The sequence below is a fragment of the Paenibacillus sp. 11B genome, from assembly GCF_030487755.1.
Lineage (GTDB): Bacteria > Bacillota > Bacilli > Paenibacillales > Paenibacillaceae > Paenibacillus > Paenibacillus vandeheii.
The window spans coordinates 662,734-689,037 of the sequence record NZ_JAUKNS010000001.1 but is presented as its reverse complement, the minus strand read 5'-3'; the positions used below and the strand labels follow the sequence as shown (position 1 = coordinate 689,037).

Below are 26,304 nucleotides of genomic sequence, written 5' to 3'. Positions count from 1 at the left end.
TTTTTTTACATTTCACTCGTGCTAAGATATTATTATATGTTGGGTCGAAATTTGTAATTTTCGGCGAACAGGGTACAATAGAGAAATAGAGAACCGAAAGGATGGAGCAGAACCATGTTTTTCAAAAAGATAGGAGTTGTCGGCGGCGGCACGATGGGACAAGGTATTTCCCAGATGCTTGCAGCCAAAGGACTTGATGTGCTTCTGGTGGAGCATACGACGGAGAAGCTGGATCATGCATATAACATGATTGAGACCAATCTTGACAAACAACTGGAGAAATGGGCTATTACGAAAGCGGAGAAGAAATTGATTCTCTCCCGTATTACCAAAGTTGCTCATTTGGCTGAACTCGGATCTTGCGATATGGTTATTGAGACCATTTCCGAAGATCTGGACGCGAAAAAAGCGGTATTTAGTCAACTCGACCAAGTTTGCCCAAGCAACGTTATTCTTGCAAGTAATACATCCACGCTGAGTTTGACTGAGCTTGCAAGCTCGACCAAATTCCCAGAGCGTGTTATTGGTATGCACTTTATTCACCCGGTTTCCCGGGTTGATCTTGTAGAGATTATTCGTGGTCTGAAAACCTCAGATTCCACATTTGAAGAAACTAGACGTTTTGTGGAAGAAGTAGCAGACAAAAAAGGCGTTATGATCTATGAATCGCCTGGATTTGTTACGTCCAGACTGATCTGTCTTTTGATTAACGAAGCACTGCATGTATTGCAGGAAGGTGTCGCTTCCGCTGAAGATATTGATGACGCTATGCGTATCGGATATAACTTCCAGCACGGACCACTTGAGATGGCAGACCGTTTCGGACTGGATTCGGTAGAAGCTGCACTCGAAAGAATGTTCCGTGAATTCGGTGAGTTGAAATATCGTCCTTCCACGGTCCTGAAAAAAATGGTGCGTGCAGGACACCTGGGTGTCAAAACAGGCGAAGGATTCTTCAAGTACGACAAGGATGGTGACCGGCTGTGAAAGTACTCGTAATTAATGCGGGAAGTTCCTCGCTCAAATATCAATTGTATAACATGACGGATGAATCCGTATTGGCAAAAGGTCTGGTAGAACGGATCGGGATGGATTCTTCCATTCTGACACACAAACCAACGGGCCGTGAGGATGTTACCGAAGTTAGCGAAATTTTGGAACATACAACAGCGATTCGTAAAGTTATTGACATCCTGACAGACAAAGAAAACGGTGTGCTCGGTTCTGTGGATGAAATCCAGGCTGTTGGACATCGTGTGGTTCATGGTGGTGAAGCATTTAAGGAATCGGCCTTGGTCGATACTGCTTCCAAAGCAGAAATCCGCCGCCTTTTCGATCTGGCTCCACTGCATAACCCTGCAGCAATGATGGGTATTCGTGCGGCTGAAGCGAATATGCCGGGCGTACCACAGGTCATGGTCTTTGATACGGCTTTCCATCAAACGATGCCGGAAAAAGCATATCTGTATGCCATTCCACGTGTGCTTTACAAAAAGTATAAGGTTCGTCGCTATGGCGCACATGGTACTTCCCATGATTACGTAAGCAAGGCAGCAGCTGAATACCTGGATCGTCCATTGGAAGATCTGAAGATCATCACATGCCACGTCGGTAATGGTGGTAGCGTAACTGCTGTGCAGGGCGGCGTATCCGTAGATACTTCCATGGGGATGACTCCACTCGAAGGATTGATGATGGGAACACGTAGTGGTGACCTTGATCCGGCAATTGTACCTTATGTTATGAACAAGGAAGAACTAAGCGTGAGCGAAGTAAACTCCATGTTGAACAAACATAGCGGACTTCTTGCAATCTCCGGCATCAGCAGCGACATGCGTGAAATCACGGAGGGTATGGAGGCTGGCGATGCCAACTCCACGCTTGCATTCGAGATGTATGAATACCGTCTGCGTAAATACATCGGTTCTTATGCAGCAGCAATGAACGGTGTAGACGTGATTGTATTTACGGCTGGTGTAGGTGAAAATTCCGTTGTTCTTCGCCAAAAAGTATGTGAGCAGCTCACGTACCTGGGCGTTGAACTGGATGAAGCGCTGAATGCGATTCGCTCGGGAGAACCACGTCGTATCACAACCGCGAATTCCAAAGTGGACGTTCTCGTCGTTCCTACGAACGAAGAATTGGTAATTGCAAGAGATACACATCGAATCGTATTGAATTCTCTGTAATCTAATTGTAAAGTGAATATAGCATGACAAGGAAGTGCAGGGGACAGGCATATGCCTGCCCGCTGCATTTTCAAATTCAGGATTCCAAGGAGAGATATGTGCATGAGTACGGATTGTGTAATTCGTAATGTGAGTGAGCATGTGGGCGAGACGGTTAAGATCGGCGCCTGGATTAACAACAAACGTTCCAGCGGCAAAATTCAATTTTTGCAACTGCGTGATGGAACCGGATATATTCAAGGGGTAGTGGTTAAGAGTGAAGTCAGCGAAGATATCTGGAATGCTGCCAAGAGCCTGACTCAAGAAAGTTCATTGTATGTTACAGGTATTATCCGCGAAGAGCCACGCAGTGCATCTGGTTATGAGATGACGGTTACTGGCGTGGAAATTATCCATCTGACTGAAAATTATCCAATTACTCCGAAAGAGCATGGGGTAGACTTCCTGATGGATCATCGCCATCTATGGCTGCGTTCGACGAAACAACGTGCGATTATGGTTATTCGTGCGGAGATTATCCGCGCTGTTCAGCAGTTCTTTGATGGTAACGGATTCACACAGGTTGATCCTCCGATTCTTACCCCTTCATCTGCTGAAGGAACAACGAACTTGTTCCACATCAAATACTTTGATGAAGATGCTTACCTGACACAAAGTGGACAGCTCTATATGGAAGCTGCGGCGATGGCACTGGGTAAAGTGTATTCCTTCGGCCCTACATTCCGTGCTGAGAAATCCAAAACACGTCGTCACCTGATCGAGTTCTGGATGATTGAGCCGGAGATGGCTTTTGTGGATCACGAGGAGAGCCTGCGGGTGCAAGAGAAGTTTATTGCTCACGTCGTTCAAACGGTTCTGAAAAACTGCCGTGCTGAACTGGAGTCCATCGGACGTGATGTATCCAAGCTTGAGAACATTGTTGCTCCGTTCCCGCGCATTACGTATGATGAAGCGATTGAGTTCCTGAATGGACAAGGCTTCGATATTCCTTGGGGAGAAGACTTCGGTGCTCCGCATGAAACGGCAATTGCCGAGAAATATGATACACCGGTCTTTATCACACATTATCCGGCTGGAATCAAGGCGTTTTACATGAAACCTGATCCAAATCGTCCTGAAGTGGTCCTCTGTGCAGACATGATCGCACCAGAAGGATACGGAGAGATCATTGGTGGTTCCCAGCGTATCGATGATCCGGAACTGATGCAGCAGCGCTTTGATGAGCATCAATTGTCGGAAGAGGCATATCAGTGGTATCTGGACTTGCGTAAATATGGATCGGTTCCTCACTCCGGCTTCGGTCTGGGATTGGAGCGGACGGTAGCATGGATCTGTGGATTGGATCACGTACGTGAGACAATTGCATTCCCACGTATGCTCTATCGTCTGTACCCTTAATGCTTAACCGTGAGTCCATGGAAGAAACCGGCTCCAAAGCCTGGTTGAATGGAGTAGCTTACGGTATGGCATCAGGGACAGCGCAGCTCCCATATGCTTTATTGCGCTATTATCATCAGCTGGGGTTAAGTGACGCAGAGGTGCTTCTGCTGATTCAATTGTTTGGATTCCGGCAAGTCGAATTCAATGAGTTTCCAACGCTTGAAGAGCTTGCTACCCGTATGGGTCTTGCGCCTGAAGGCATCGCCAGAATGCTGCAACGTCTCATGAGAGACGGGTACATTCACATTGACGAGCATCGGGATGAAGAGCGTGACATTCAATATGAACGTTATGATCTGCATGGATTATATGCCAAGCTGGCAGGATGTACAGCAGAGGATATGGCCGTTGCGCGTAAGCAGCAGCTGGACAGTAATGCATTGCGCCCGGATTCGAACAGTGTTCAAAAAGAAGAGGAAGAACGAAACATGTTCTCTATTTTTGAAAAAGAATTTGGCCGCCCGCTTTCCCCGATGGAATGCGAGACTATATCCAGCTGGTTGGATCAGGATCGCTATCAGGAGGAACTGATTCTCATGGCATTGAAGGAAGCGGTGTTTGCTGGTAAAGTCCATTTCCGGTATATCGACCGAATTCTGCTTGAATGGAGCCGTAACCGCGTGAAGAATGTGCAGGACGCCAAGGCATATACGCTGCGGTTTCGTAACGGAGGACGTTAACACCAATGTTAGATTAGACAACAACTTCATTCAGAATAAATCAAAAACAGGCCAGAAGATATTCTGAGCCTGTTTTTTTAGATTATAGAGATGTTAATTTAGACATGTTAAATTCCCGAAGAAACTGACCTTTTCAGGCAATGCACAACCTTTTTATAAAAAATTGAATGAATACGCAGGGGTCAACAAACAAGTTGTCGTCTATTGTAGTGGAGAGGAGGGGAGAGTCATTGATGAAGCGCGCTTAATCGAACAAATCCGTCAAGGCGATACATCCCAGATGCGCTTGTTGATCGAAAAGTACAGCCAGCATGTGTACCATGTGGCCTATTCCGTATTGCGGAACGATCAGGAAGCACAGGATGCAGCGCAGGAGGCGTTCATTCAAATGGTTAAATCTCTCCCCGATTACCGATCCGAAGGTTTCAAAACGTGGTTAACCCGAATTGCTTTTCACAAAGCCATTGATGCCAAACGCAAGCTGGGCAGACGAAGCGCTGAGGATCTGGGCGGAGAAGAAAAAATAATGAACATGCCCGGTCTCGAAGAAGATGTTCTTGCCCGCCTCGTGCGTGAAGAGCGTCAGGAGAAGTTGCGCGAGCGAATCAACCAGCTGCCTGCCCAGCACAGGGACATTATTACTGCGTATTACTTAAGCGAAAAAAATTATGAGCAGATTGCCCGTGATGCACAGGTGGCAGTGAAAACCGTGGAGTCCCGTCTGTATCGTGCCCGGCAGTGGATTCGAAATCATTGGAAGGAGGATGAGTGGCGTGAGGAATAAAAGGATGTATACCGTCCAGGAATGGACTGATTATATTGAAGGCCGAATGACAGCAAACGAGGCAACTATGATGGAACAAGTGCTTATGGACGTTCCAGAAGCTATGTACAACTATCTCGAAGCACTCGGCATTCATCGGGAGTTGCCACAACTGAAGGACCCGGCAGGCTTCGCCGATTCGGTCATGAATCAAATTAAGGATATGCAACCCTCCAAGCCAAAGCGCAAATCGCGTTCAGGACGAAGCCGGCTCTGGATGGATCACAAGGTATTTCATTATGCGGTAGCGGCTTGTCTGACGTTAATCTTCCTCTCCTCGGGACTGTTTGACAAGGTAGCGCCTTATCATAAGTTCCAGGACGGTGATCACAGGGGGTCATTTACGGAAAAATGGACGGAAGCAGCCACTTCCTGGCTGGATCACTTCAAGCCTAGACCATAAATTGTTTCGCATTGCCTGAAAAGAAAGGATGACGACTGTGCAATCAGATCGTAACAAATTACTTGCATTCCTATTAAACCTGATACCGGGTCTTGGTTTTCTGTACTGGGGTCGGCCTGCCAGAGCTGTAATCTATCCATTACTCTTTTTTGGGACAGCTGTTGGTTCGTTTATGCTGGCCATGCTGGTGAGAGAAAGGGAATTAATGATTCTCGGGGCCTTGGGTGCCATATTCTTCTGGTGTGTCAGCATGCTGGATATGATTATCGTTCTGCTCCGTGCGCCATCTCCAAGTGATGCCCGCTACCATGGATATGGCGCACATTACAGTGGACCACATCAGGGGGCGGCATACCAAGGAGAATACGCTGATCAGGAAGGCCACTTGGGACAGATGGAAATGGACCAAGAAGGAATACATCAGCATCAAGGCAGTGAGTATGGCATCCCCCAAGGGCAGTATGGTCAACCGCTCTATCGAAAAGGTAGTGATAGCGAACGATTCTTCACGATTTTGCTTTCGTTTGTTCCAGGTCTGGGACATCTCCATCTCGGATTGTTACATCGCGGATTATCGTTCCTGATTGCGTTCTTCGGTTCATTTGCCATGATGGTTTTTGTAGCTTCCATTACGAATGAATCCGTATTTCTGATGTTCTTGCTCATTCTGCCTGTCATTTGGGTGTACTGCATGTTTGATGCAGTACAGCACGTCCATCGCAAGCAGGCAGGTGAGGTGTTGCAGGATCGGACCTTGTTCGAGGAACTGGAGATGGGCAGGGCATCGGGACGACGCAGTAAAGTGCTTGCAACGCTGTTATCAGCTTTTCCGGGTGCGGGTCATCTGTATCTGGGACTGCAAAAAAGAGGCATGCAATTGATGTTCCTGTTTCTTGGCAGCATTTATATTCTGGACCTGCTTCGCTTATCGGTATTTTTGTTTATGATCCCGTTGATCTGGTTCTATAGTTTCTTTGACGGGCTCCAGTGCTCGAGTCGTTACGGCCGTGAACCGCTGACCGATCAGCCCATTTTTAAGGACTGGGCCCGTCACCAACGACTGATTGGATTCGGTATTGCAGCGTTGGGTCTGTATTATCTGGTCATCCGATTGGTCATTCCACAGCTGAATGAGATGTTCCCCAATGTATTTATGACGTACGAGATTCGTTCGTATGTGAACACCGTCATTGTGTCCTTACTGCTCATTTTTGGTGGTCTGAAGCTGTTGTTCGGCAAGCAGCGTGGGGCGAGTACGAATAGTGCGGTTCATCGGAATGAGGAGGGAGCAGACAGCCTCTTTTTATTTAAAGATCGGGATGATCGACTGTAGGATTCATTCGCAGCTGTACACAAACGGTATTGGAAAACGGGAATTTTCTATAAACTAAAAACACGCCAGGGGCTATGTAAACCAGCCTCGGCGTGTTTTTGGTTGTGCAGCCTTAATTTTGAATGGAATAATTTCTATTTCGTAGCGCCCTTTAGTAGAAGTTGACGGTACATCACTTCGAACAGGAACTCGAACGCTTCCAGATGACGTTTCGCTTCAAAAGCATCTTTACCCCACGCATAAATACCGTGATTACGCAGCAAAATCCCTGGCACATTAGTATCAAGTACATCTGGTACCAATTCAGCGATGGATGAAATATCCGCGAAGTTAGGCAGAATCGGTACACGAATCTCCGCATTTTCTTCCCAGATGTTAAAAGCTTTGATCAATTCGATTCCTTGAATCGGTACGTGTCCATCTGCTCCAAAGAACTCACTGATCAGGTTGTTAAATACGGTATGCACATGGAACACGGCGCCACAGCCGGTTAAACGATAGATTTCGCAGTGAATCAACGTTTCAGCGCTCGGCTTCAGGGTTGTGGTCTCAATGGCTTTGCCATGCTTGTCCACAAACAGAAAATCTTCCGGTGTGCGGAGAGATTTGTCTTTGCCCGAAGCTGTAACCGCAAAGTAAAATTGCTCCGGGTCGAAGTCGCCCACACGCATCGACAGGTTGCCACTTGTACCTGGGAACCAGTTACGGCTGGCAAACAGCGCTTTGATATCAGCCAGCTCTTCAAGCACCTGGCGTTTGTGTTCCAATGTAATCTTTTCAAAACCCATCTTTACAGCACTCCTTGTGTTTGCTTCTGTTTCATATCTTCCATAATATCGTAAAAGGTCATGAATGGGACATGATCTACACCGAGTTCGATACACTTATCCGTCAGGATGGAACGGGAATAGACGAGATCGGCGATTTTGGCACCTTCAAAATCAGTCAAACTGTCGCCAATAAGGATACGATTATATTGTTCTTCAGGGAATGTACGAATTACCGTCGTTTTACACATGCCGCAACCGTTCTCACAAGGAGGCTGACATGGATTAGGCCATTCAATACGGATGAATTCATCTGTGAAATCCGCCCCGTTGCAATAAATGTGATCCTTTGGAATATCAAATGGAGCAAGCAAAGGCGCGATAAAAAAGTCCATTCCGCCGCTGGTGACATTGAATTCAATGCCCTCGTCTCGAACGTATGCAAGAAATTCGCTGAACCCTTCTCGGATCCCAGCCTGTCCAAGTACAAATTCCTCAATCTCGTCTTTCTGTGAAGAAGGCAACAGTGCGAACATCGCTCCAACACCTTCACGGAGGGAAATTCGCTGTTCAATCGTATCTTTCATAATCGCTTCAATACCTTCAGGCTTAAAATGCTTCATAATCGCTACAATATTGTCCGAAAGGGTGATGGTGCCATCAAAATCACAGAAAATGACCGTTTTTTTATCACTTCTCATCGTTCGCCACCCCACAAATCCAGTGCACTTTTCAGTTCTGGATGTTCGGCAGCATACTGTGCCAGTGGAATGGAGCTCTGGGCTGCTTCAATAGCCTGTAAGAATGCCCGTCCGCCTGCCTCCGTACCCACAGGATGCCCATGAATGCCTCCGCCTGCATTAACGATGACATCGGTGCCGAAGTCTCGCAGAATAAGCGGTACAAGCCCGGGGTGTATACCTGCTGAAGGCACAGGCATGCTGGCTCTGACCGGAAGTTCAGGTGACAGCAATTGTTCTGTAATGGCCATATTCTCTTCTTTCGGCATCGTTACCGATCCGTAAGGGGAAGGGAAGAGCACCAGATCCGCTCCGGCAAGTCGCATCAGTTGTCCCAACAGGACGGATGCCGAGATACCGTAATGTGGTGAAGGATACAGTGCACCTGCAAGAGCAGGATGAGCCATAATTGGTACGTTGATGTCCGGATCACTGCTAAGTTCATGCAGCACGTCATATCCGTAAGACAATACATTGAACAACAGTGCATTGGCTCCCGCACCTATCGCGCGTTCAGCCTGTTGTTTCAGGCGTGATGTAGGTCCGGTCAAATTCGCCGCATAGAGCAGTTTTTTGCCCGTCTCCTTGCGTGCCTGTTCGGCAGCTTTCATGCAAACCTCGACTCTTTTTTCGATCGGAGTCAGCTTGTTCTCAAACAGAATTTCATCGTCCTTAATCAAATCTACTCCACCAAGGGCCTGGCGTATAAACTGTTCCCGCAGCTCCTCTGCATCCAACCCAATGACTGATTTAAAAATGCTCATCAACAGTGGACGATCGTGTACGCCCAACAGATCACGAACACCATTCAGTCCAAACTTGGGACCGGGGAATGCGCTGAGGAAGCCGTCCGAGAATCCAAGTCGGGTCAATTTGATGCGTCCATCCATTGAAATTTTGCCAAAGACCGTCACGAGCAGGGCAGGAATATCACGGCTGAAATTCACATCAGGATAACCAATGGTAATATCGGCGTAACGTTCGCCGGGGGCAATGCCCTCAGCCTCATGTATCTCTACACTGATGACTTCGCCCAAATGTTTCTGCATCGCCTCACGCTTAGCCTGAGGCAATTCGGTCCAACTGCCAACGGTCATGCCGACAGCAATGGACTCAGCCTTCTTGCGGAAGTCTGCACGATCATCATGCAGACGATATGTGGCTGTGCACATGTTATTCATTTTAAATCCCCTTCCAAAGCAGCTCCCATCTCCCGTGAGCGCTCTGCACAGCGGTTGACGGCTGCGATTACATTTTCAAAGAAATCTCCCTCGTCCAGCGTTTTTAGTGCTGCCTGGGTTGCGCCTCCGGGGGAGGTTACATCACTACGAAGTTTCATCGGCTCCATGCCGGTTTGCTGCACCATACGTGATGCACCCAGCACAGTCTGAACTGTCAGGTCACGGGATTGCTGGCTGGACAAGCCGCCACGAATACCTGCGGCAATCATGGCCTCCATCAAATAGTATACATAAGCCGGACCACTTCCGGAAATACCTGTGAGCACTTCGAGTTTATCTTCAGGCACGATAGTCACAATTCCAACAGCTTCAAACATCGTCATGACTGTACTGCGTTGTTCATCCGTAATCTCTTCAGAGAAGGCAAGTCCGGTAGCGCCAAGCCCAATTGTACTGGATGTATTCGGCATGGTGCGTGCGATCGGTTGCTTGCGCCCGAGGAGCGTCTGCATCGTACGGATCGATAATCCAGCAATAACGGAGACGATTAATTGATCCGGTGACAGGAGCGGCCCAAGTTCACGCAGCGCTGCGGCAGCATCCTTCGGTTTCATACAGAGTACAATAACTGGAGAAGCGGCGAGATGATCCAGCGATTGTGCAGCCGTTCCGGTATGTACGGCATAACGGGTACTGAGCTCCTCCTGACGTTTCTGGTTGCTGCGGTTCAGCATCGTAATATCCTGAGAACGTACGACAAAGCGGGAGATCAATCCCCGCACGATAGCTTCAGCCATCGCACCTGCTCCGTGAAAAGTAATCTTCTGTTGTAATAACGTCTGTTGTTCTTGACTCATATTTATCGTTCCTCCTATATAACTGTAGCTGCGAAATTATTGCCGGATTTGTCCATTGCCAGTAATACGATATTTGGTTGACGTCAGTGCAGGCAGACCCATAGGTCCACGAGCATGCAGCTTCTGGGTACTGATCCCAATTTCAGCTCCATAGCCGAATTCAAATCCGTCTGTGAAACGTGTGGAAGCATTATGGTATACAGCGGCTGCATCTACATCATGTAAGAAACGTTCTGCATGAGTGGTATCCCGGGTGACAATACACTCTGAATGCTTCGTGCCATAACGTGCGATATGCTGCATCGCTTCATCCAGATTCTGAACCACACGGATATTTAAAATATAATCATTATACTCTGTCGCATAATCTTCTTCCGTCACAGGAAGGGCAGAGGGAACCAGACGACGTACCGTGTCACAACCCTTCAACAAGACATTTGCCTCACGAAGTTGTTCGGCCAGAGTCGGCAGATGCTCCTCCGCGTAAGCAGCGTGCAGCAACAAGGTTTCCATGGAGTTGCACACGGATGGACGCTGTGCCTTGGCATTAATAGCAATCTCCGCTGCCATGACCGGATCGGCAGATTCATCCACATAGGTATGACAGATACCTGCGCCGGTTTCGATCACAGGCACTGTTGCATTGGCGACCACATTGCGGATCAGTGAAGCCCCGCCGCGCGGGATGATGACGTCCAGCAGTCCGTTCAACTTGAGCATTTCGTCCACGGAGGAGCGGTCTGCATCCTCAACAAGCTGCAAGGCGTCAGCGGGCATGTCTGTTTTTGCCAGTGCCTGATGAAGCACCTCCACAATTTTGCGATTAGAGGAGAGGGCAGAGGAGCCGCCTCGCAGAAGTACAGCATTGCCTGTTTTGAGGCAGAGTCCGGCTGCATCTACTGTAACATTTGGACGGGCCTCATAGATGATGCCAATCAGACCGATAGGCACTCTTAATTTTTCAACATGCAATTCGTTTGGACGAGTGAATGTCTCAAGCACTTCGCCGACAGGGTCCTGCAGGTTTACAATCTGACGCAGCCCTTCAGCGATGCCGGCGATACGATCTTTGTTCAGAGCGAGGCGATCTAGCATCGATTCTGGGGTACCTTGCTGTCTGCCACGTTCCAGATCATCCGCGTTTGCTGCAATAATGGAATCCGCTTGGTCAATCAATGCGTCTGCCATGACCAGCAGCGCGCTATTTTTTTGTTCTGTGCTTAGTCGATTCAACTGCGGAACCACGGCTTGGGCCTTGCTCGCTTTTTCTCTGACTTCACTCATCATAAATTCCTCCCATATATAAAAGTGTCTATTTTAACGTAATCCACTCGTCCCGGTGAATAACCTCAAGTCGATGGATGCTGTTCAACTGCTTCATCACTTCGCCACTTGGCAGTCCTGCAATGAGCCGCAACTGGTCATCATCATAATTGACAATGCCACGACCGAGCAGGGTATCATCCATACCGAGTACCTCTACAACGTCTCCGGCGTGGAAGGTGCCCAGTACGCGCTTGACGCCTACAGGAAGGAGACTATGACCACCATGGACCAGTGCTTCTTCGGCACCATTATCCACAACCACGGTACCGAGCGGTGTAGACATGAAACCAAGCCATTGCTTTTTACGAGAGAGAGCGGCAAGACGAGTCTCGAAATACGTTCCTTTTCCGGTCCCATCAACTGCTTTTTGCATATCTCCAGGTTCCTTCACACTGCCCACAAAGACAGGCACACCTCCACGTGTTGCCACTTTGGCTGCATCGACCTTGGATCGCATCCCACCCGTGCCTACAGATGATCCTGAACCGCCGGCATAGGCATAGATTTCTGCTGTAATTTCCGGGATACGGTCATAACGTACGGCAGCTGGATCTTTGCGTGGATCAGCCGTGTAGAGGCCGTTGGTATCTGTAAGAATGACCAAATGTTGTGCCTTGACCAGATTTGCCACCAAAGCAGACAGAAGATCGTTATCTCCAAACTTCAATTCATCAACAGATACGGTATCATTCTCGTTAAAGATTGGAATGACGCGCTGCTTGAGCAGCTCTTCCACGGTCATCCCCGCGTTACCCATACGTTTTCGGCTGTGAAAGTCAGTACGGGTGAGCAGAATTTGTGCTGTAGTAACGCGGTGCGCTGCAAAAGCCTGTTGATATGCCTGCATCAGCAAAGCTTGCCCAACAGCCGCTGCGGCTTGTTTTTCATGCAGCTGCTTGGGACGCTGGGGGTAACCGATCTCCCGGAATCCGGCAGCTACCGCTCCCGAAGTGACCAGAAGAACCTCATGGCCTTGTTCAGCCAAGGCAGCAATTTCTCCAGCAAAAAATGTAATGGCACTGCGATCGAGCCCGCCTTCTTCCGTAGTAAGCGAACTGCTTCCGATCTTAACTACAATACGTGAGGTCATGTTTTCACTTCCTTAAACAATATTAATGATTGACCCTGGAGCAGACCGTTGGGTACAAAAAAAACTCCCGCCCTTTTAATTAAAAAGGACGAAAGTTCGTTACTTCCGCGGTACCACCTTTATTGATGATTGGATCATCCGGCTTCATGCCCTGTAACAGAAGGCACTGTCCTGTGCATCACAGGCCGCTCAGGGGTAGGGTTCGGAGAGAAGCCGCGGTAAATTCTTGCAGCCCGATGGAATTTACTCTCTGGGCGCGGCTGATCCTCTCGTACTGGTCCCGTCATCACGTTTCGTTCAATATTTCCTTATAACATACCATGGAAACTTGGCAGATGCAAAGGGGTTATACACCTGTAAATTACTTGAATAAATTCAGCTTGCCAATCCGCTGCGCAGCTTCCCTTAATCGATCTTCATCACTTAGCAGTCCTGCACGCACATAGCCCTCACCATGTGAACCGAAACCAATACCCGGTGCGACCGCGACCTTTGCTTCACGCAGTAACACATCTGCAAAGGACGCCGAAGTAAAGCCAGCGGGAACAGGCAGCCAACTGAAGAAGGAACCACCTGATTTGGTAGCCTGCCAGCCGATGGATGAGAGTGCGTCATAGAAAGCGTCTCGACGTGATTCATAGCGTGCAACCAGCGAAGTGACACATTCCTGAGAAGAGGTCAGTGCTACCGCAGCAGCGGCCTGGATGCCTCCGAAGAGACTCACGTAGATATGATCCTGCAGCAGATTAATTTTGGAGATAATTTCCGCGTTGCCCAGGGCGAAACCGACACGCCAACCCGCCATGTTGTACGTTTTGGATAACGTATAGAACTCAATGCCCACTTCTTTGGCACCTGGTGCCTGCAAAAAGCTCACTGGCCGATGTCCATCAAATCCGATCGCACCATAGGCGAAGTCACTGGCTACGACGATTTTATTTTGAATGGCGAACTCTACCGTATCTTCATAGAAGGAAAGCGAGGCGGTGGCCGATGTTGGATTGTTGGGATAGTTCAGGAACATCAGCTTGGCCTTTTCCCGATCTTCGATAGAGATTGCTTCATAATCAGGCAGGAATGCATTGGACTCCAGTAGGGGCATAAAAGACATGTGCGCTTTCGCCAGTGCGACACCGGACCAATAATCCGGGTAACCTGGATCGGGCACGAGACATACATCACCTGGATTGAGCAAGACTTGAGGCAACTGGACTAAACCTGTTTTTCCTCCAAACAATATCGCAACTTCCGTTTCCGGGTCCAGGTCCACGTTGTAATCTTCCTTGTAACGTTTTGCAACAGCTTCCTTGAGGAAAGCATGCCCGCTAAAAGGTGAATATTTATGATAGAGCGGGTTCTCTGCTGACTCTTGCAGTGCTTTAACAATGTGGGGCGGTGTAGGTGTATCCGGGTTCCCCTGACCCAAATTGATTACGTCGTGACCACTTGCAATTTCGCGGTTTACATTTTGAACAAGGGTAGCAAAAAATTGTGTTGGAAGCTGTGTCATTACATCGGATGTAGGTATGGTAAAGGCTGAACGACTCGATAGGTTAGGCAGATTAGTCATGCTATACATCACTCCGGTTATTAAAGATGGCAATATAGTTCTCATTAATTTATCACGTCAATCCCGAGCTGTATAGGGGGAAAACACTTCATGAATACTTGGATGGAGCCAATAGTTAAGTTATTGTACAAAAGTGAAATGAGGTATTTCAGTTTGTCCATTGAGGTTAGGGTAACTCGAGAAATAGAAATGAAAAAGGGTATACGAAATACGGCAGTATTATTGCCATCGGGGTGCACGATTGTTTGTCATGGGTATTATCGGACTGGCTTCGCTGTTATACCATCTGATGGGTTCAGACCGGTTACGAAAGTGAAGGAAGCGCTCGCAGCGGGCAGAGCCTATAAGCAGATATCATCTGAAGCGGTTCGCCAGTATGCGGGCGACCATATATTTGTATTGCTTCCTGAAGAGAGCGTTGCAAGGCAGGCCACAGAGAAGTTGATGCAAAGTTCAAGCTGGAGAGCTCTTTCGGCTGTAAAGAAGGGGCAGGTGTACGGAGTGGAAGAACTCACATGGAACTTGGGCGATGCTATGACCAACAACCGATTGTTGACTTTGTTGCCCGAGTTGTTACGTAGGAGTTCATCTTGAAAACAGGTTGCAGACGTTTGGATGATCAAGCTATGATTACAGGTATTACGGTTCAGAGGAGTGCTTATCATGACAGAGCAACAACATGGGGAAATGCGTGTGGCCCTGATTCAGGGCGATATTCAGCTCGGAGATCCTGAGGCCAACCATAAGCATATGCAGTTTTTACTTGAACGAGCGGTAGAACAGTATCCCGATCTGGGTCTGGCTGTACTGCCCGAAATGTGGAATACGGGCTATGCATTAGAACAAATTCATGAGCTTGCTGACCCGGAAGGACAGAAATCAAGGGAATGGCTTGCGGCTTTTGCCCAAAAACATCGAATTTCTATCGTCGGCGGTTCTATTGCGGAGAAACGTGACGGCCAAATTTACAATACAATGTATGCCTATAATAGCGAAGGAAATCAGGTAACACGTTATGATAAATTACATTTGTTCCGCCTGATGGATGAAGAGAAGTATTTGCAGCCTGGTGCAGAACCGGAAATATTCGAGCTCGAGAATGGTCTTACCGCAGGAGCTTCAATCTGTTACGATATTCGTTTTCCCGAGCTGGCTCGCACGCTTGCCTTGAACGGGGCCAAAGCATTAATCGTACCCGCTGAATGGCCGAATCCTCGTTTGAACCACTGGCGGACATTATTAACAGCAAGGGCGATCGAGAATCAGATGTACGTCATTGCGTGCAACCGTGTAGGAAAAAGCGGAGAAACCGAATTTTTCGGACATTCCCTCATTATTGATCCGTGGGGTGAAATAGTGGCTGAAGGTGGAGAAGGAGAAGAGATCGTGACTGGATTTATCCGCCCTTCGCTGGTGGATGAGGTTCGCGGCCGCATTCCGGTGTTTGAAGACCGCAGACCTGGCATTTATTTTGGCAGCAAATAAAATTTGTAATTTTCCAGTAAAGTGTTTCGTGATCCGGGAGGCGGGTAATGATAACTATCCCGTCACCAAGGAGGATGATCAATCAAATGGACAACCATGTGAAAGATACGCTCAGGAGACTGGAACAGGAAAACACTAGGGTAGATCACTTAAGGCCATTCTTAGAGAATGGGGCAGGAGGGCTATCACCCCCTGAACAATCTGTTCAGGATGAAGGCCGCCTTGTGAATCAACAGAACAGGCTAACGAGTGAACGGAATTTGCGAAAATAAACCGCCAAACTTGAAATTCTCATATGTACGTTTTTACGTTAACATTTCAATAATGATATCAGCAACATGGTACTGTAACGATGTATTGCTAATCCCATGTAAGAACTTTATCCTGCGGATGCGGGAGACGAGTATAGAACAAAGGCTTGGCCCTTATGGGTCAAGCCTTTGTTTATTTTAGTGCATGGGTGGCAGCCAATACGGTGATCGTTCCAATTATTCTCCTTGAGAGAGTTCGGCAACCGTTTGTTGAAACGTATGAATGAATGCCTCCGCGGCTTTGGAGAGAACCCGTCCTTGGCGGTATGCAACTACAAGGGTACGACTGGGGGTTGGTTCGGCCAGCGGGACATATACGGGCACGAATTCACTGCGGGGAGCACGGGCAATAAAGCGCGGAACCAGCGTAATACCCATACCTGTAGCGACTAGTGACTGTAGCGTCTCGATGTTCGTGCTCTCAAACACCACATTGGGATCAAACCCGGCTTCCTCACACAGATCAAATGTAAGTTTGCGGAAGCCCTGTCCTTTCTTCAGTACAACAAAGGGTTCATCGCGAAGCTCTTCCATCCTTACTGGGAGCGGATGTTTCGGATCTCCTCTGCGTGCCAAAGGGTGATTTGGGGGAACAGCCAGATCAATTCGCTCTTCACCAATCGTTACATAAGATAGGCTTGGCTCCTGCAATGGGAGAGAGAGCAGGCTTAAGTCAGCCTTGCCACTAGCCGTCAACTTTTCAAGTGTAAGCCCGGAGTCTTCCAACAAGGTTACTTCAATCTCGGGATAGGCTTGCTGGAATGCGGGAAGCACATGCGGAAGTAGGTGGGAGCCAGTGATCGGCATGCTGCCTACAACGACTTTACCTTTACGCAGCTGGGAAATGTCCGACATTTCCTGTCTAAGCAGCTCGACGGCATCAATGATTTTTTGTGCCTGCTCTACAAAAGTCACCCCTGCATGGGTCAGCTCCACGCTGCTGGTATTACGTTGGAATAGCAGTACGCCCAGTTCCTTTTCAAGTTTGGATAGCTGCTGACTTAAAGAAGGCTGGGCGATGTGCAGCTTCTCGGCTGCCCGGGAGAAGTTTCGCTCTGACGCGATTTGCAGCGTATATTGAAGTTGTCTGAATTCCATATCCACACGTCATTCCTTTCGTTATGCCATCATTATATCACTAGAGATGAAGAAATCATTATTTTTGCTGAAACGCTTGCACTGCATAAAAAGAGCTGATATACTGTGTCTGAAAACGCTTAATGGTTTAAACTTACCCGGGTATAACTAGAAAATCGTTTTCAGATGTATTCTTTTTCAGTACGATGAAGTTCAACTATTCATATTCTTTTCGTATATATAATTGAATAATGTTCATCCAACGATGGCGTGTTACTGTTCGGCAGGCAAGACCTAGATTGGGTGGGAAGAGTCCTTTTCCTACCCTATTTAGGTCTTTTTTTGTTCCCAGCAGAAAAAAAGGCGGAGGTGCACCATGAATCACAAGAAATTAGCCCAATCGATTATGGAGCTGGTTGGTGGCAATGATAATATCAACACGGCAATTCATTGCTCCACCAGGCTCAGACTTACTTTGAAGAATCCCGATGTAGCGAAAACGGCCGAAATCAAAAACCTGGATGGCGTCATCGGCGCAGTGAACAGTGGCGGGCAATACCAGGTAATCATCGGCAATGATGTCGGATATGTCTATAACGAACTTGCCAAGATGATGGATACCCAACAATCCAGTGAGGTTCAGGAAAAGAAAAAAGCGGATTACAGTCCCAAAGGTCTGTTCAACACCTTTGCCAGTGTAATTGCAGGCATCTTCCAGCCGATTATTCCGGCCATTGCTGCTTCAGGCATGTTGAAGGCGCTGCTGCTTTTGGCAACCGTGACCGGACTAATGTCGAAAGAAAGCCAGACGTATACCGTTTTGAGTGTTATGTCGGATGCGGCCTTTTATTTTCTTCCGGTCCTGCTGGCCTATTCCAGTGCAAATAAATTTAAGACCAACCCTTTTGTAGCTGTCCTGTTCGCGGGAATCATGCTGCATCCCAATATGATTGGATTGCTTGGCGGTGAAGATCCGGTATCCTTTATCGGATTGCCTGTGGCTTCTGTTCAATATGCATCATCGGTTGTACCTATTATTTTAACAGTCTGGTTTATGTCCTATATCGAACGTTTTGCCGACAAGGTCTCACCAGGACCCGTTAAGATATTCCTTAAACCGTTGATTGTCATTCTGATTGTTGCTCCAATCGCACTGATTGTGCTTGGTCCACTGGGTATGTATCTCGGAACAGGCATGTCCAACCTGATCTATTGGATTCAGGACAAAATTGGCTGGTTGACTGTTGTCATTATGGCGATTCTTATGCCTTTAATTGTGATGTTCGGCATGCACAAAGTGTTTTATCCGATTATTTTTGCAGCACTTGCTTCACCTGGTTACGAGACACTGGTCCTGGTCGCCATGCTGGCATCTAATATGGCGCAGGGAGCTGGAGCGCTGGCGGTATCGTTCAAAACCAAGGATGTGAAGCTTAAACAAGTCGCACTGTCTGCGGGCATCTCCGGGGTATTTGGAATCACGGAACCAGCTTTGTACGGAGTACATTTAAGACTCAAAAAAACGCTGTTTGCATGCATGATCGGTGCTGGCATCGGGGGATTGTTCGCAGGGATTGTGAATCTCAAGGCGTATGCAGCCGTAGGACCAGGGATTGCATCCATGCCTATGTTTATCAGTGAAGACAACATGAACATTATCTATGCCCTTATTACCATGCTGATCTCCGCTGTTATTGCGTTTATTGCAGTGTATGTCATTGGATTTCAGGATGTTGTTCCCGCAGCAGTTCCAGCAACTGACTCTTCGGTAGCAAAAGTGGAAGAAAAACCTGAGATCAAGCCTTCGGCTGGAATCAAATCCAAAAAAATGGTTTTTGCGCCACTGGAGGGTACAGTACTTCCCTTAAGAGAAGTAAAGGATGAGGCTTTCTCCCAAGAAGCGATGGGACAAGGAATGGCCATCCAGCCGAGTGTTGGCAAAGTGTTTGCTCCGTTTGATGGAACCGTTGAGACGGTATTTCGTACCAAACATTCCATTGGGTTGAGATCGGTGGATGGAGTGGAACTACTGATTCATGTAGGACTGGATACTGTGAAATTGAAAGGGCAGCATTTTGACGTAAAGGTAAGCGAAGGAGAACAGATCTCCCATGGCCAACTTCTGATGGAGTTTGATCTTACGGCAATACAAGCCGCAGGTTATGACACCACGACCCCTGTAATCGTGACCAATTCCTCCGATTATCTGGAGGTATTGGGTAATGAATCATCACCAATGACGGGACCGGAGAAACCATTAATTACAGTGTTATAACCGTCGAAATATGAATGAGAGGCAGGCAGCCGGATATGGAAGTCGTGAAAATACTGAATTCGAGCGTTGTTCTCGCCAGACGTGGTGAGGATGATAAGGAAATTATTGTGATGGGGAAGGGCATCGGCTTCAAGAGCAAACCTGGAGATATCGTGAGTGACGACGAGATTGAAAAGGTATATGTGCTTGAAAATGAAACAATCTCTTCGGATCTCACCGCTCTAATGAAGGAAACGCCAAAAGAATATCTGATTCTGGCTGACGAGATCATTTCTTATGCCAAGCACACCTTGTCCCGACATCTGAGTGATCATCTCTACGTCTCATTGACGGATCACCTGTATATGGCGACTAAACGGTTCAGGGACAATATGACCATCCAGAATCGCATGCTGTGGGAAGTGAAGAAGTTCTATCCACAGGAATTCAGCATTGGCATGCATGGTCTGTCTCTCATTCACAATCAGATTGGTCTATCTCTGCCTGAAGAGGAAGCGGCCAATATCGCCTTTCATCTCGTCAATGCTCAGCAGAATGATGACAATATGAATCAGGTCATGCTGATGACCAACACGGTCAAGGATGTTCTCAATATTATTAAAATTCATTATCAGGTGGAGCTGGATACACACAGCATTAACTATTCCCGCTTTTTAACCCATTTGCAGTTCTTCATTCAGCGACTGTTTGAGCATAAAACGTTAAATACGCAGGATCATGAGCTGTTTGACCAGATCGCGAGCAAATATCCGCAGGAAGAAGAATGCGTGCTGCTGATCAAAGAGTATATTGAAGCCCGCTTCGAACATACGATTTCTAGCGAAGAAATGATGTACCTGATTATTCATATCAATCGTGTAATGAGTCGCAATTAAGATTGGACCAATCAAGGAGGAATACACAATGACCAATATAACAAGAACGTTCCCGGAAGGTTTTTTATGGGGAGGAGCCATTGCAGCCAATCAGGCGGAAGGCGCCTGGAATGTCGATGGCAAGGGTCTGTCTACAGCGGATATCGCCATGTATCGAAAAGGTGTGGCCAAGAGTGAGTACAAAAAGCATAATGCGATTACGGAAGAACAGATCCAGGAAGCGATGGAATCAACGTCGGATAGAGAATATCCGAAACGCAGGGGCATTGATTTCTACCATCGTTACGAGGAAGACCTGGCCTTGTTTGGGGAAATGGGTCTGAAAACATTGCGTTTGTCCATTGCATGGACACGGATCTTCCCAAATGGGAATGAAACGGAGCCAAATGAAGCCGGTTTACAATTTTATGATCGTGTTATTGATGGCATGTTGAAGCAGGGCATTGAACCACTGATCACGTTATCTCATTATGAGATGCCGATGTATCTGGTTAATCATTATGGGGGCTGGACGGATCGCAAAGTGGTCGATTATTTTGTGCACTTTTGCCAAACGGTGTTTAATCGATATAAGGAGAAAGTAAAATACTGGATTACCTTTAATGAGATTGACAGCATCGTTCGTCACCCGTTTACGAGTGGTGGTATTGTTCCAAATCGTATTGACAACGTGGAACAAGCTGTATATCAGGCGCTGCATCATCAATTTGTGGCCAGTAGCCTGGCGGTGAAATATTGTCATGAGATCATTCCCGGTTCTCAGATCGGATGCATGCTTACCAAGTTGACGACATATGCCCATACGTGTAATCCCGAAGATGTATTGGTGGCTTCCAGGGACAATCAGTTCAATCTCATGTTTACGGATGTTCAAGTCCGTGGGGCGTATCCATACTTTACGAAGAGATTGTTTGCCGAAAAAGGGATCGTACTGGATATGCTGGAAGGTGACGAGGAGATTCTGAAAGTGCACACGGTGGACTTTATTTCATTCAGTTATTATATGTCGCTTGTATCGAGTGTCGACGGGGACAGACTGGAGCAGGTGAGCGGTAACACCACGGGGGGTGTAAAGAACCCTTATCTGAACACCAATGACTGGGGCTGGCAGATTGATCCGGTAGGCCTGCGTATTTCCCTGAACGAGCTGTATAGTCGCTATGGAGTGCCATTATTTATTGTTGAAAATGGGATCGGAGCCGTCGATACGATTGAAGAAGACGGCAGCATTCAGGATGATTACCGGATCGATTATTTCCGTTCCCATATGGAGCAGATGCATGAAGCTATTCTCGACGGGGTCGAATTGATGGGTTACACCAGTTGGGGCATTATTGATCTGATTAGTTATTCCTCCTCCGAGATGGAAAAAAGATATGGCTTTATCTACGTCGATCAGGACAATGACGGTAACGGAACGTTGGAGAGAAAACGCAAGAAGAGCTTCTACTGGTACAAAGAGGTAATTACAAATAACGGTCTGTAGAATATGTGTAGTCAAAAATGATTGTAAGACTGAGCAGGATAGAAGACGTGATTGTTTAACCCATAATGAAGATATGGCAGCTCTGGTTTCAGGGCTGCTTTTTTTCTATTTTGCGCGCCTAGCCAAGCTAGACACAACTAACCGGTGAAAGTCCGGTCGAGGTAAGAGCCAAGTCGCCTCGTAGCTGACGGGCAACTGGTGGAGAAATTCTAAGGTTGAAGCCCCGTGACAAAGTAACTTCCACGGAAGTGCGAGCAAATCTACAGGCCGTAACATGAAGTGAATCCTGCCGCATCGTCAAAAAGAACCTTTTTTTTAGGACAAGAGAGAGCCGAGTCTCGGAAATATGGGCGAAGGCCATGGAACGCGTGAAGCCTTTGGAAGTGCAGCGCGGAAGAACTCTCCGGTGTATGGGGAACGGCATGTGGAGAAAATTGGGTCTGGAACTAGGGAGACCCTCAACTTCAAAACGTACTATACCTGGCGGCCAAGGAAGATCCGAGACGTCGGTTTCATGCGCTATATGACAAGGTTTACCGAGAAGATATTCTTTGGGAAGCATGGAAACAGGTCAAGGCGAGTGGTGGCAGTGGTGGCGTCGATGGAGTGACGCTGGACACCATCGTTCAGGAATACGGATCCGAGCGTTCTTAAACACTTTATTCAGAAAACGCTTAAGGAACACAATGAAATGCAAAGTAATGCAGGCTCAAATTATCAAATTAAAACCTTGGATACTCGACATATGAGGAAATGGACTGAATTCAAAGAAGAAGAACAAATAAATGCAAGAAGTCTTTATGAAAAAAGGGTTCAACTACCCAACTTATTTGAATCGGATCTACATTATTTATATGACATGCCGAAACCAAGGCACTGGCCAGCTTGTTCTTAGTTGGGCTCAAGATTTCATTTATAATCATCCGGAGTTTGAGCAATTGACTTTACATGTGTCAGACAAGAATAAAGGTGCAATTCATTTGTATCAAAAGGCTGGTTTTTGTATTGAAAAATCAAAAAAATTTTCTTAGCAGTAAATCTTAACTTATGAAGAGGTTAACGGATGTAAATTCATCTGGCTAACGTCATTTTTATTAAACGGTCAGGAATAAATACTTGAACTGACTTAAGATTTACTTATAATCACTTGCAAACACTCAAAATTACACTTATAATTACTTAAAAGGAGGTGCGAGTATTGTGTATCAAGAGGAAAGATTGTTAAAAATACTCGAATACTTGAAACAACACCAATCGATGAGTGTTACAGATATATGTACGCTGTTTGAAGTATCAAGGGATACTGCACGAAGGGATATTGTTAGATTAGTACAAGAAGGCGTTGTGATTCGAACTCATGGGGGGCTATCGTTACCTGAGTTACAGAAAGAAATGCTGTCTTATCAGGATCGTTTGATTGATGAATCCGAGAGTAAGAAAAAAATAGGGAAGTTTGGGGCAAAACTTATCCAAGACCATGAGACTGTGATTTTAGACGTATCAACCACGGTGCAATTTGTAGCGGAACAAATTAGCGCAAAAAATTGCACGGTGGTCACGCACTCGATTGATAACGTAGGGATCTTGTCCAATCGAGAGGATCTTCAAATCTATATTCTCGGTGGTTACTTGAATGTAAAGCACCGCTTTTTATATGGCTCTTCCATTATCGATAAACTAAGTGAAATTCGTGCTGATAAAGCCTTCATTGGAGCATCGGCGATCCGGTCTGATGGACTCTATTATCCATATGAAGAAGATGCCCGGGTAAAGAAAGAAATGGCCAGAAGATCTGATCAGGTTATCGTAGTAGCCGATCACACAAAATTTATTGGCAAATCTATTCATCGGCTGGACTTTGATTTCGTTGACATTTTAGTCACAAATCTGGAACTCCCGAGTGAGATCAGAGAAGTTCTGGATCAGAAGAACATCACTGTTATTGAGTGTCAGGAAGAAAATGAAGAGGTTCGAAAGCAAGACTGATAACCATAGGGAAGAGGAGGGTTTTTATGTATTATATTTTGCATAATGTACAAATGGCACTTCGCAACCGTATCGTTCCATCAGCCAATGTGTGGATTTCTGAAGGGAAAATCATGAGGATAGACACAGGTGATCTTCCTACGCTAGAAGGAGAGTATGAACGGATTGATGGGAGAGGACATTTGCTAGTACCTGGAATGATAGATGTTCATATCCACGGTGCCAATGGCTTTGATATGATGGACGGTACTGAAGAGAGTATTCAAGAAGTTTCACGTCAATGTGCTTCAACGGGGTGTACCTCATTTCTGGCTACATCTGTTAGTTCTACGATGGAGGATCTTCTGGAAATGATTCGTAGTGTCAAGCGTGTAATAGGACAAGAAGTGGGAGCAAAGATCGCAGGGATTCACTTAGAGGGACCGTATCTGAACCCGAAGCGAAAAGGAATGCAGAATGAAAAGTATTTGCGGCATCCCAACATAGAAGAAATGAAGATCATTTTCCAGGAAGCAGGGTCACTCATTAAGATGGTTACTATTGCTCCCGAGCTGCCGGGAGGAATGGACTTGATTTCCTTTTTGAAAGAACAGGGAGTAGTTATAGCGATCGCTCATTCGGATGCCACATATGAGGAAGCCAAACAAGCCTTTACATCAGGTGCGAGTCATGTCACGCATTGTTTTAATGGCATGCGGCCGATCCATCATCGAGATCCGGGTCTGATCGTGGCTGCTTTTGAAGAGAAACATGTAAGTCTTCAAGCTATTGTGGATAATGTCCATCTGCATCCTGCTATTATTCGACTGATGCATAACCTGAAAGGACCGGAAGGAATGGTCTTGATCACAGATGCTTTACAAGCAATGGGTATGGGCGATGGGAATTATCTATTTGGAGGCCATCATGTCACGGTATCGGGTGGCATTGCAAGAATGGAGGATGGAACACTGGCCTCCAGTACAGTTACCATGAATGAAGCCTTACGTTATACCGTCGAAACCGGAATTCCCTTGATAGATGCCGTACAGATGGCTTCAACTACGCCGGCCAATATTCTTGGATTTCAACAAAAGGGGGAAATTTCCTCTGGTTTCGATGCCGACCTGGTCCTATTGGATGATGAATTTCAGGTTCTCTGGACGATGGTGGGTGGTCAAATTCTATAAATCACTATTATTTGCGATTCCACAGCGAAAGCCGTGTATAACTGCCTTGAATCAAAAGAGTGAAGCACGTAATAAGGAGAAGAATGGATACCAATAATGAACCGTCATATACCGAACGGTACGTACGGTGGTGTGAGAGGTAGGGGGGGCTTGACGCCCCCTCCTACTCGATTAAGGGTATTTTTCAAAAGGTATCCATAATGGCGAATGAGTATATGAGGGAATCTCACTAACCGGAATGTTAATATTCTATCGTTATACTATGTCGGCAGGGTACGATACTATAGACGGGGGAGAGATTGGGCACATTATTTTCTCTAATGATAGGTATCCCAATGGTTTTGATATTAAGATTTAAATTGTTTGCGGAAGCAAAGCGGCGAGATGCCCATCATTAATTTGAAGGTTCGTCCGAAATGGGAGGTGTTATCAAACCCCACCATTCCTGCAATTTCAGTAACATTAAACGAAGAGCCCACCAGCAAATCACGCGCTTCTTTAATACGGATGTTATTAATATATTCAATGAAGCTGAACCCGGTGGATTCTTTAAAGGTTCGGCAAAGGTAAGAAGTGCTTATATCGAATTGCCGTGAAATCTCACAGAGCTTAAGCGGTTCCATATAATGTTGATTTACATAATTAACGATGTCCAGAACTTTCTTGTGTGCACGATTGGATTCCACCAATGGAGCTGCAAGGCTGTCAAACAGTTTACGATTAAGATTGATGAGCAACTCCACCAATAAAATTTGTTGGTACTGTTCATAGCCGCGGGCTTGCTTCTGCTCCTCCTGGATCATCTTCTGAAAAAGCTGTTCAATGAAATACTGATCCTTCCCGGTCATCTTCAAAGCGCGGTAATCACTTTTGAACAATTCGAGCAGTTCCTCACATTGACCGCCGGTACACAAATGCTGCAGGAATTCTTTCTTGAACAGCAGTGTAACCCGTTCATACATATTGCAGCCGGAATTAACCAGCTTGTGCCTTTCGTGAATATCCATAAATAGCAGTGTTCCGCCCGCAACCTGGTATGTTCTGTCCCCTATAAAATAATAAAAATCTCCTGATATTAAATACAGAATCTCATATGCATCATGATAGTGGCTGGAAGGCATGCTGGTATATATCTGTTTCTTGCGGCTGATGTCAAAAAGAGTAGATTCATAAAATATCGGCTTCATTTAACACCTCCTAAGAGGATTGTAGACTTGAATTACAGCATGTAGCAATATATG

24 protein-coding genes are annotated in these 26,304 nt (G+C 46.6%); 15 read left to right on the top strand and 9 right to left on the bottom strand.

Annotated elements, in window-relative coordinates:
* The first annotated feature begins 114 nt into the window (after positions 1–114).
* From Q0V21_RS02965 to Q0V21_RS02935, 7 genes are all read left to right on the top strand, one after another.
* Positions 115–987 (top strand): 3-hydroxyacyl-CoA dehydrogenase family protein, encoded by an 873-nt coding sequence (locus Q0V21_RS02965; protein ID WP_024630618.1) that lies wholly within the window; start codon positions 115–117, stop codon positions 985–987.
* Positions 984–2,189 carry an acetate/propionate family kinase gene (locus tag Q0V21_RS02960; protein WP_079349388.1) on the top strand — a complete coding sequence of 402 codons (1,206 nt, stop codon included), beginning with the start codon at positions 984–986 and terminating at the stop codon, positions 2,187–2,189. The genes Q0V21_RS02965 and Q0V21_RS02960 overlap by 4 nt, the downstream gene beginning before the upstream one ends.
* Positions 2,190–2,291: 102 nt before the next feature.
* Positions 2,292–3,587 carry an asparagine--tRNA ligase gene (asnS, locus tag Q0V21_RS02955; protein WP_053780723.1) on the top strand — a complete coding sequence of 432 codons (1,296 nt, stop codon included), beginning with the start codon at positions 2,292–2,294 and terminating at the stop codon, positions 3,585–3,587.
* 17 nt (positions 3,588–3,604) lie between these two features.
* Positions 3,605–4,309: a DnaD domain-containing protein gene (locus Q0V21_RS02950; RefSeq protein WP_079349386.1), complete on the top strand. Its 705-nt coding sequence runs from the start codon at positions 3,605–3,607 to the stop codon at positions 4,307–4,309.
* A 280-nt stretch (positions 4,310–4,589) separates the two neighbouring features.
* Positions 4,590–5,093 carry an RNA polymerase sigma factor gene (locus Q0V21_RS02945; RefSeq protein ID WP_301877512.1) on the top strand — a complete coding sequence of 168 codons (504 nt, stop codon included), beginning with the start codon at positions 4,590–4,592 and terminating at the stop codon, positions 5,091–5,093.
* Positions 5,083–5,535, top strand: coding sequence for a hypothetical protein (locus Q0V21_RS02940; protein ID WP_301877511.1), 453 nt, complete (start codon positions 5,083–5,085; stop codon positions 5,533–5,535). Before Q0V21_RS02945 ends, Q0V21_RS02940 begins: the two co-directional genes overlap by 11 nt.
* Positions 5,536–5,572: 37 nt before the next feature.
* Complete coding sequence (locus Q0V21_RS02935; RefSeq protein ID WP_301877510.1) at positions 5,573–6,868, top strand: multi-tm2 domain protein; 1,296 nt, start codon at positions 5,573–5,575, stop codon at positions 6,866–6,868.
* A gap of 134 nt (positions 6,869–7,002) precedes the next feature.
* Here Q0V21_RS02935 and Q0V21_RS02930 read toward each other — a convergent pair whose 3' ends face one another.
* From Q0V21_RS02930 to Q0V21_RS02900, 7 genes are all read right to left on the bottom strand, one after another.
* Entirely contained in the window at positions 7,003–7,656 is a 654-nt protein-coding gene (locus tag Q0V21_RS02930; protein WP_301877509.1) for a methylthioribulose 1-phosphate dehydratase, read from the bottom strand.
* Positions 7,657–7,658: 2 nt separating this feature from the next.
* Complete coding sequence (locus tag Q0V21_RS02925) at positions 7,659–8,336, bottom strand: 2-hydroxy-3-keto-5-methylthiopentenyl-1-phosphate phosphatase (RefSeq protein WP_301877506.1); 678 nt, start codon at positions 8,334–8,336, stop codon at positions 7,659–7,661.
* The gene (locus Q0V21_RS02920) at positions 8,333–9,556 is read right to left on the bottom strand and encodes a 2,3-diketo-5-methylthiopentyl-1-phosphate enolase (protein WP_301877505.1); all 1,224 of its coding nucleotides are present in this window, start codon (positions 9,554–9,556) and stop codon (positions 8,333–8,335) included. Before Q0V21_RS02920 ends, Q0V21_RS02925 begins: the two co-directional genes overlap by 4 nt.
* On the bottom strand, positions 9,553–10,413 hold the full coding sequence (gene proC / locus Q0V21_RS02915) for a pyrroline-5-carboxylate reductase (protein ID WP_301877502.1): 861 nt from the start codon (positions 10,411–10,413) through the stop codon (positions 9,553–9,555). Before proC ends, Q0V21_RS02920 begins: the two co-directional genes overlap by 4 nt.
* Positions 10,414–10,449: 36 nt before the next feature.
* Positions 10,450–11,697: a glutamate-5-semialdehyde dehydrogenase gene (locus tag Q0V21_RS02910; RefSeq protein ID WP_301878396.1), complete on the bottom strand. Its 1,248-nt coding sequence runs from the start codon at positions 11,695–11,697 to the stop codon at positions 10,450–10,452.
* Between the two features lie 28 nt (positions 11,698–11,725).
* Positions 11,726–12,829 carry a glutamate 5-kinase gene (gene proB / locus Q0V21_RS02905; protein WP_024630606.1) on the bottom strand — a complete coding sequence of 368 codons (1,104 nt, stop codon included), beginning with the start codon at positions 12,827–12,829 and terminating at the stop codon, positions 11,726–11,728.
* A gap of 361 nt (positions 12,830–13,190) precedes the next feature.
* Positions 13,191–14,399 carry a pyridoxal phosphate-dependent aminotransferase gene (locus Q0V21_RS02900; RefSeq protein ID WP_301877501.1) on the bottom strand — a complete coding sequence of 403 codons (1,209 nt, stop codon included), beginning with the start codon at positions 14,397–14,399 and terminating at the stop codon, positions 13,191–13,193.
* Positions 14,400–14,489: 90 nt separating this feature from the next.
* On the opposite strand from Q0V21_RS02900, the gene Q0V21_RS02895 reads away from it, so the two are divergent.
* Both Q0V21_RS02895 and Q0V21_RS02890 read left to right on the top strand, forming a co-directional pair.
* Complete coding sequence (locus tag Q0V21_RS02895; RefSeq protein ID WP_301877500.1) at positions 14,490–14,993, top strand: ABC transporter substrate-binding protein; 504 nt, start codon at positions 14,490–14,492, stop codon at positions 14,991–14,993.
* 69 nt (positions 14,994–15,062) lie between these two features.
* Complete coding sequence (locus Q0V21_RS02890; RefSeq protein WP_301877497.1) at positions 15,063–15,884, top strand: carbon-nitrogen family hydrolase; 822 nt, start codon at positions 15,063–15,065, stop codon at positions 15,882–15,884.
* 488 nt (positions 15,885–16,372) lie between these two features.
* On the opposite strand, the gene Q0V21_RS02885 is transcribed toward Q0V21_RS02890, so the two are convergent.
* Positions 16,373–17,293: a LysR family transcriptional regulator gene (locus Q0V21_RS02885; RefSeq protein ID WP_079349372.1), complete on the bottom strand. Its 921-nt coding sequence runs from the start codon at positions 17,291–17,293 to the stop codon at positions 16,373–16,375.
* Between the two features lie 355 nt (positions 17,294–17,648).
* Between Q0V21_RS02885 and Q0V21_RS02880 the strand changes: the two genes are divergently transcribed.
* The 6 genes from Q0V21_RS02880 to nagA all read left to right on the top strand — a co-directional run bounded on the left by Q0V21_RS02880 (position 17,649) and on the right by nagA (position 25,063).
* Positions 17,649–19,547: a beta-glucoside-specific PTS transporter subunit IIABC gene (locus tag Q0V21_RS02880; protein WP_301877495.1), complete on the top strand. Its 1,899-nt coding sequence runs from the start codon at positions 17,649–17,651 to the stop codon at positions 19,545–19,547.
* Positions 19,548–19,582: 35 nt separating this feature from the next.
* Entirely contained in the window at positions 19,583–20,422 is an 840-nt protein-coding gene (gene licT / locus Q0V21_RS02875; protein WP_079349370.1) for a BglG family transcription antiterminator LicT, read from the top strand.
* A gap of 28 nt (positions 20,423–20,450) precedes the next feature.
* Positions 20,451–21,908 carry a glycoside hydrolase family 1 protein gene (locus Q0V21_RS02870; RefSeq protein WP_079349369.1) on the top strand — a complete coding sequence of 486 codons (1,458 nt, stop codon included), beginning with the start codon at positions 20,451–20,453 and terminating at the stop codon, positions 21,906–21,908.
* A 785-nt stretch (positions 21,909–22,693) separates the two neighbouring features.
* Positions 22,694–22,939 (top strand): GNAT family N-acetyltransferase, encoded by a 246-nt coding sequence (locus tag Q0V21_RS02865; protein ID WP_301877494.1) that lies wholly within the window; start codon positions 22,694–22,696, stop codon positions 22,937–22,939.
* 169 nt (positions 22,940–23,108) lie between these two features.
* Positions 23,109–23,894 carry a DeoR/GlpR family DNA-binding transcription regulator gene (locus Q0V21_RS02860; RefSeq protein ID WP_179282962.1) on the top strand — a complete coding sequence of 262 codons (786 nt, stop codon included), beginning with the start codon at positions 23,109–23,111 and terminating at the stop codon, positions 23,892–23,894.
* 26 nt (positions 23,895–23,920) lie between these two features.
* The gene (gene nagA / locus Q0V21_RS02855) at positions 23,921–25,063 is read left to right on the top strand and encodes an N-acetylglucosamine-6-phosphate deacetylase (RefSeq protein ID WP_301877492.1); all 1,143 of its coding nucleotides are present in this window, start codon (positions 23,921–23,923) and stop codon (positions 25,061–25,063) included.
* Positions 25,064–25,410: 347 nt separating this feature from the next.
* Here the strand turns inward: nagA and Q0V21_RS02850 are convergent, their stop codons facing one another.
* A complete protein-coding gene (locus Q0V21_RS02850) occupies positions 25,411–26,250 on the bottom strand; it encodes an AraC family transcriptional regulator (protein ID WP_301877491.1) in 840 nt (279 codons plus the stop codon).
* Positions 26,251–26,304 lie beyond the last annotated feature (54 nt).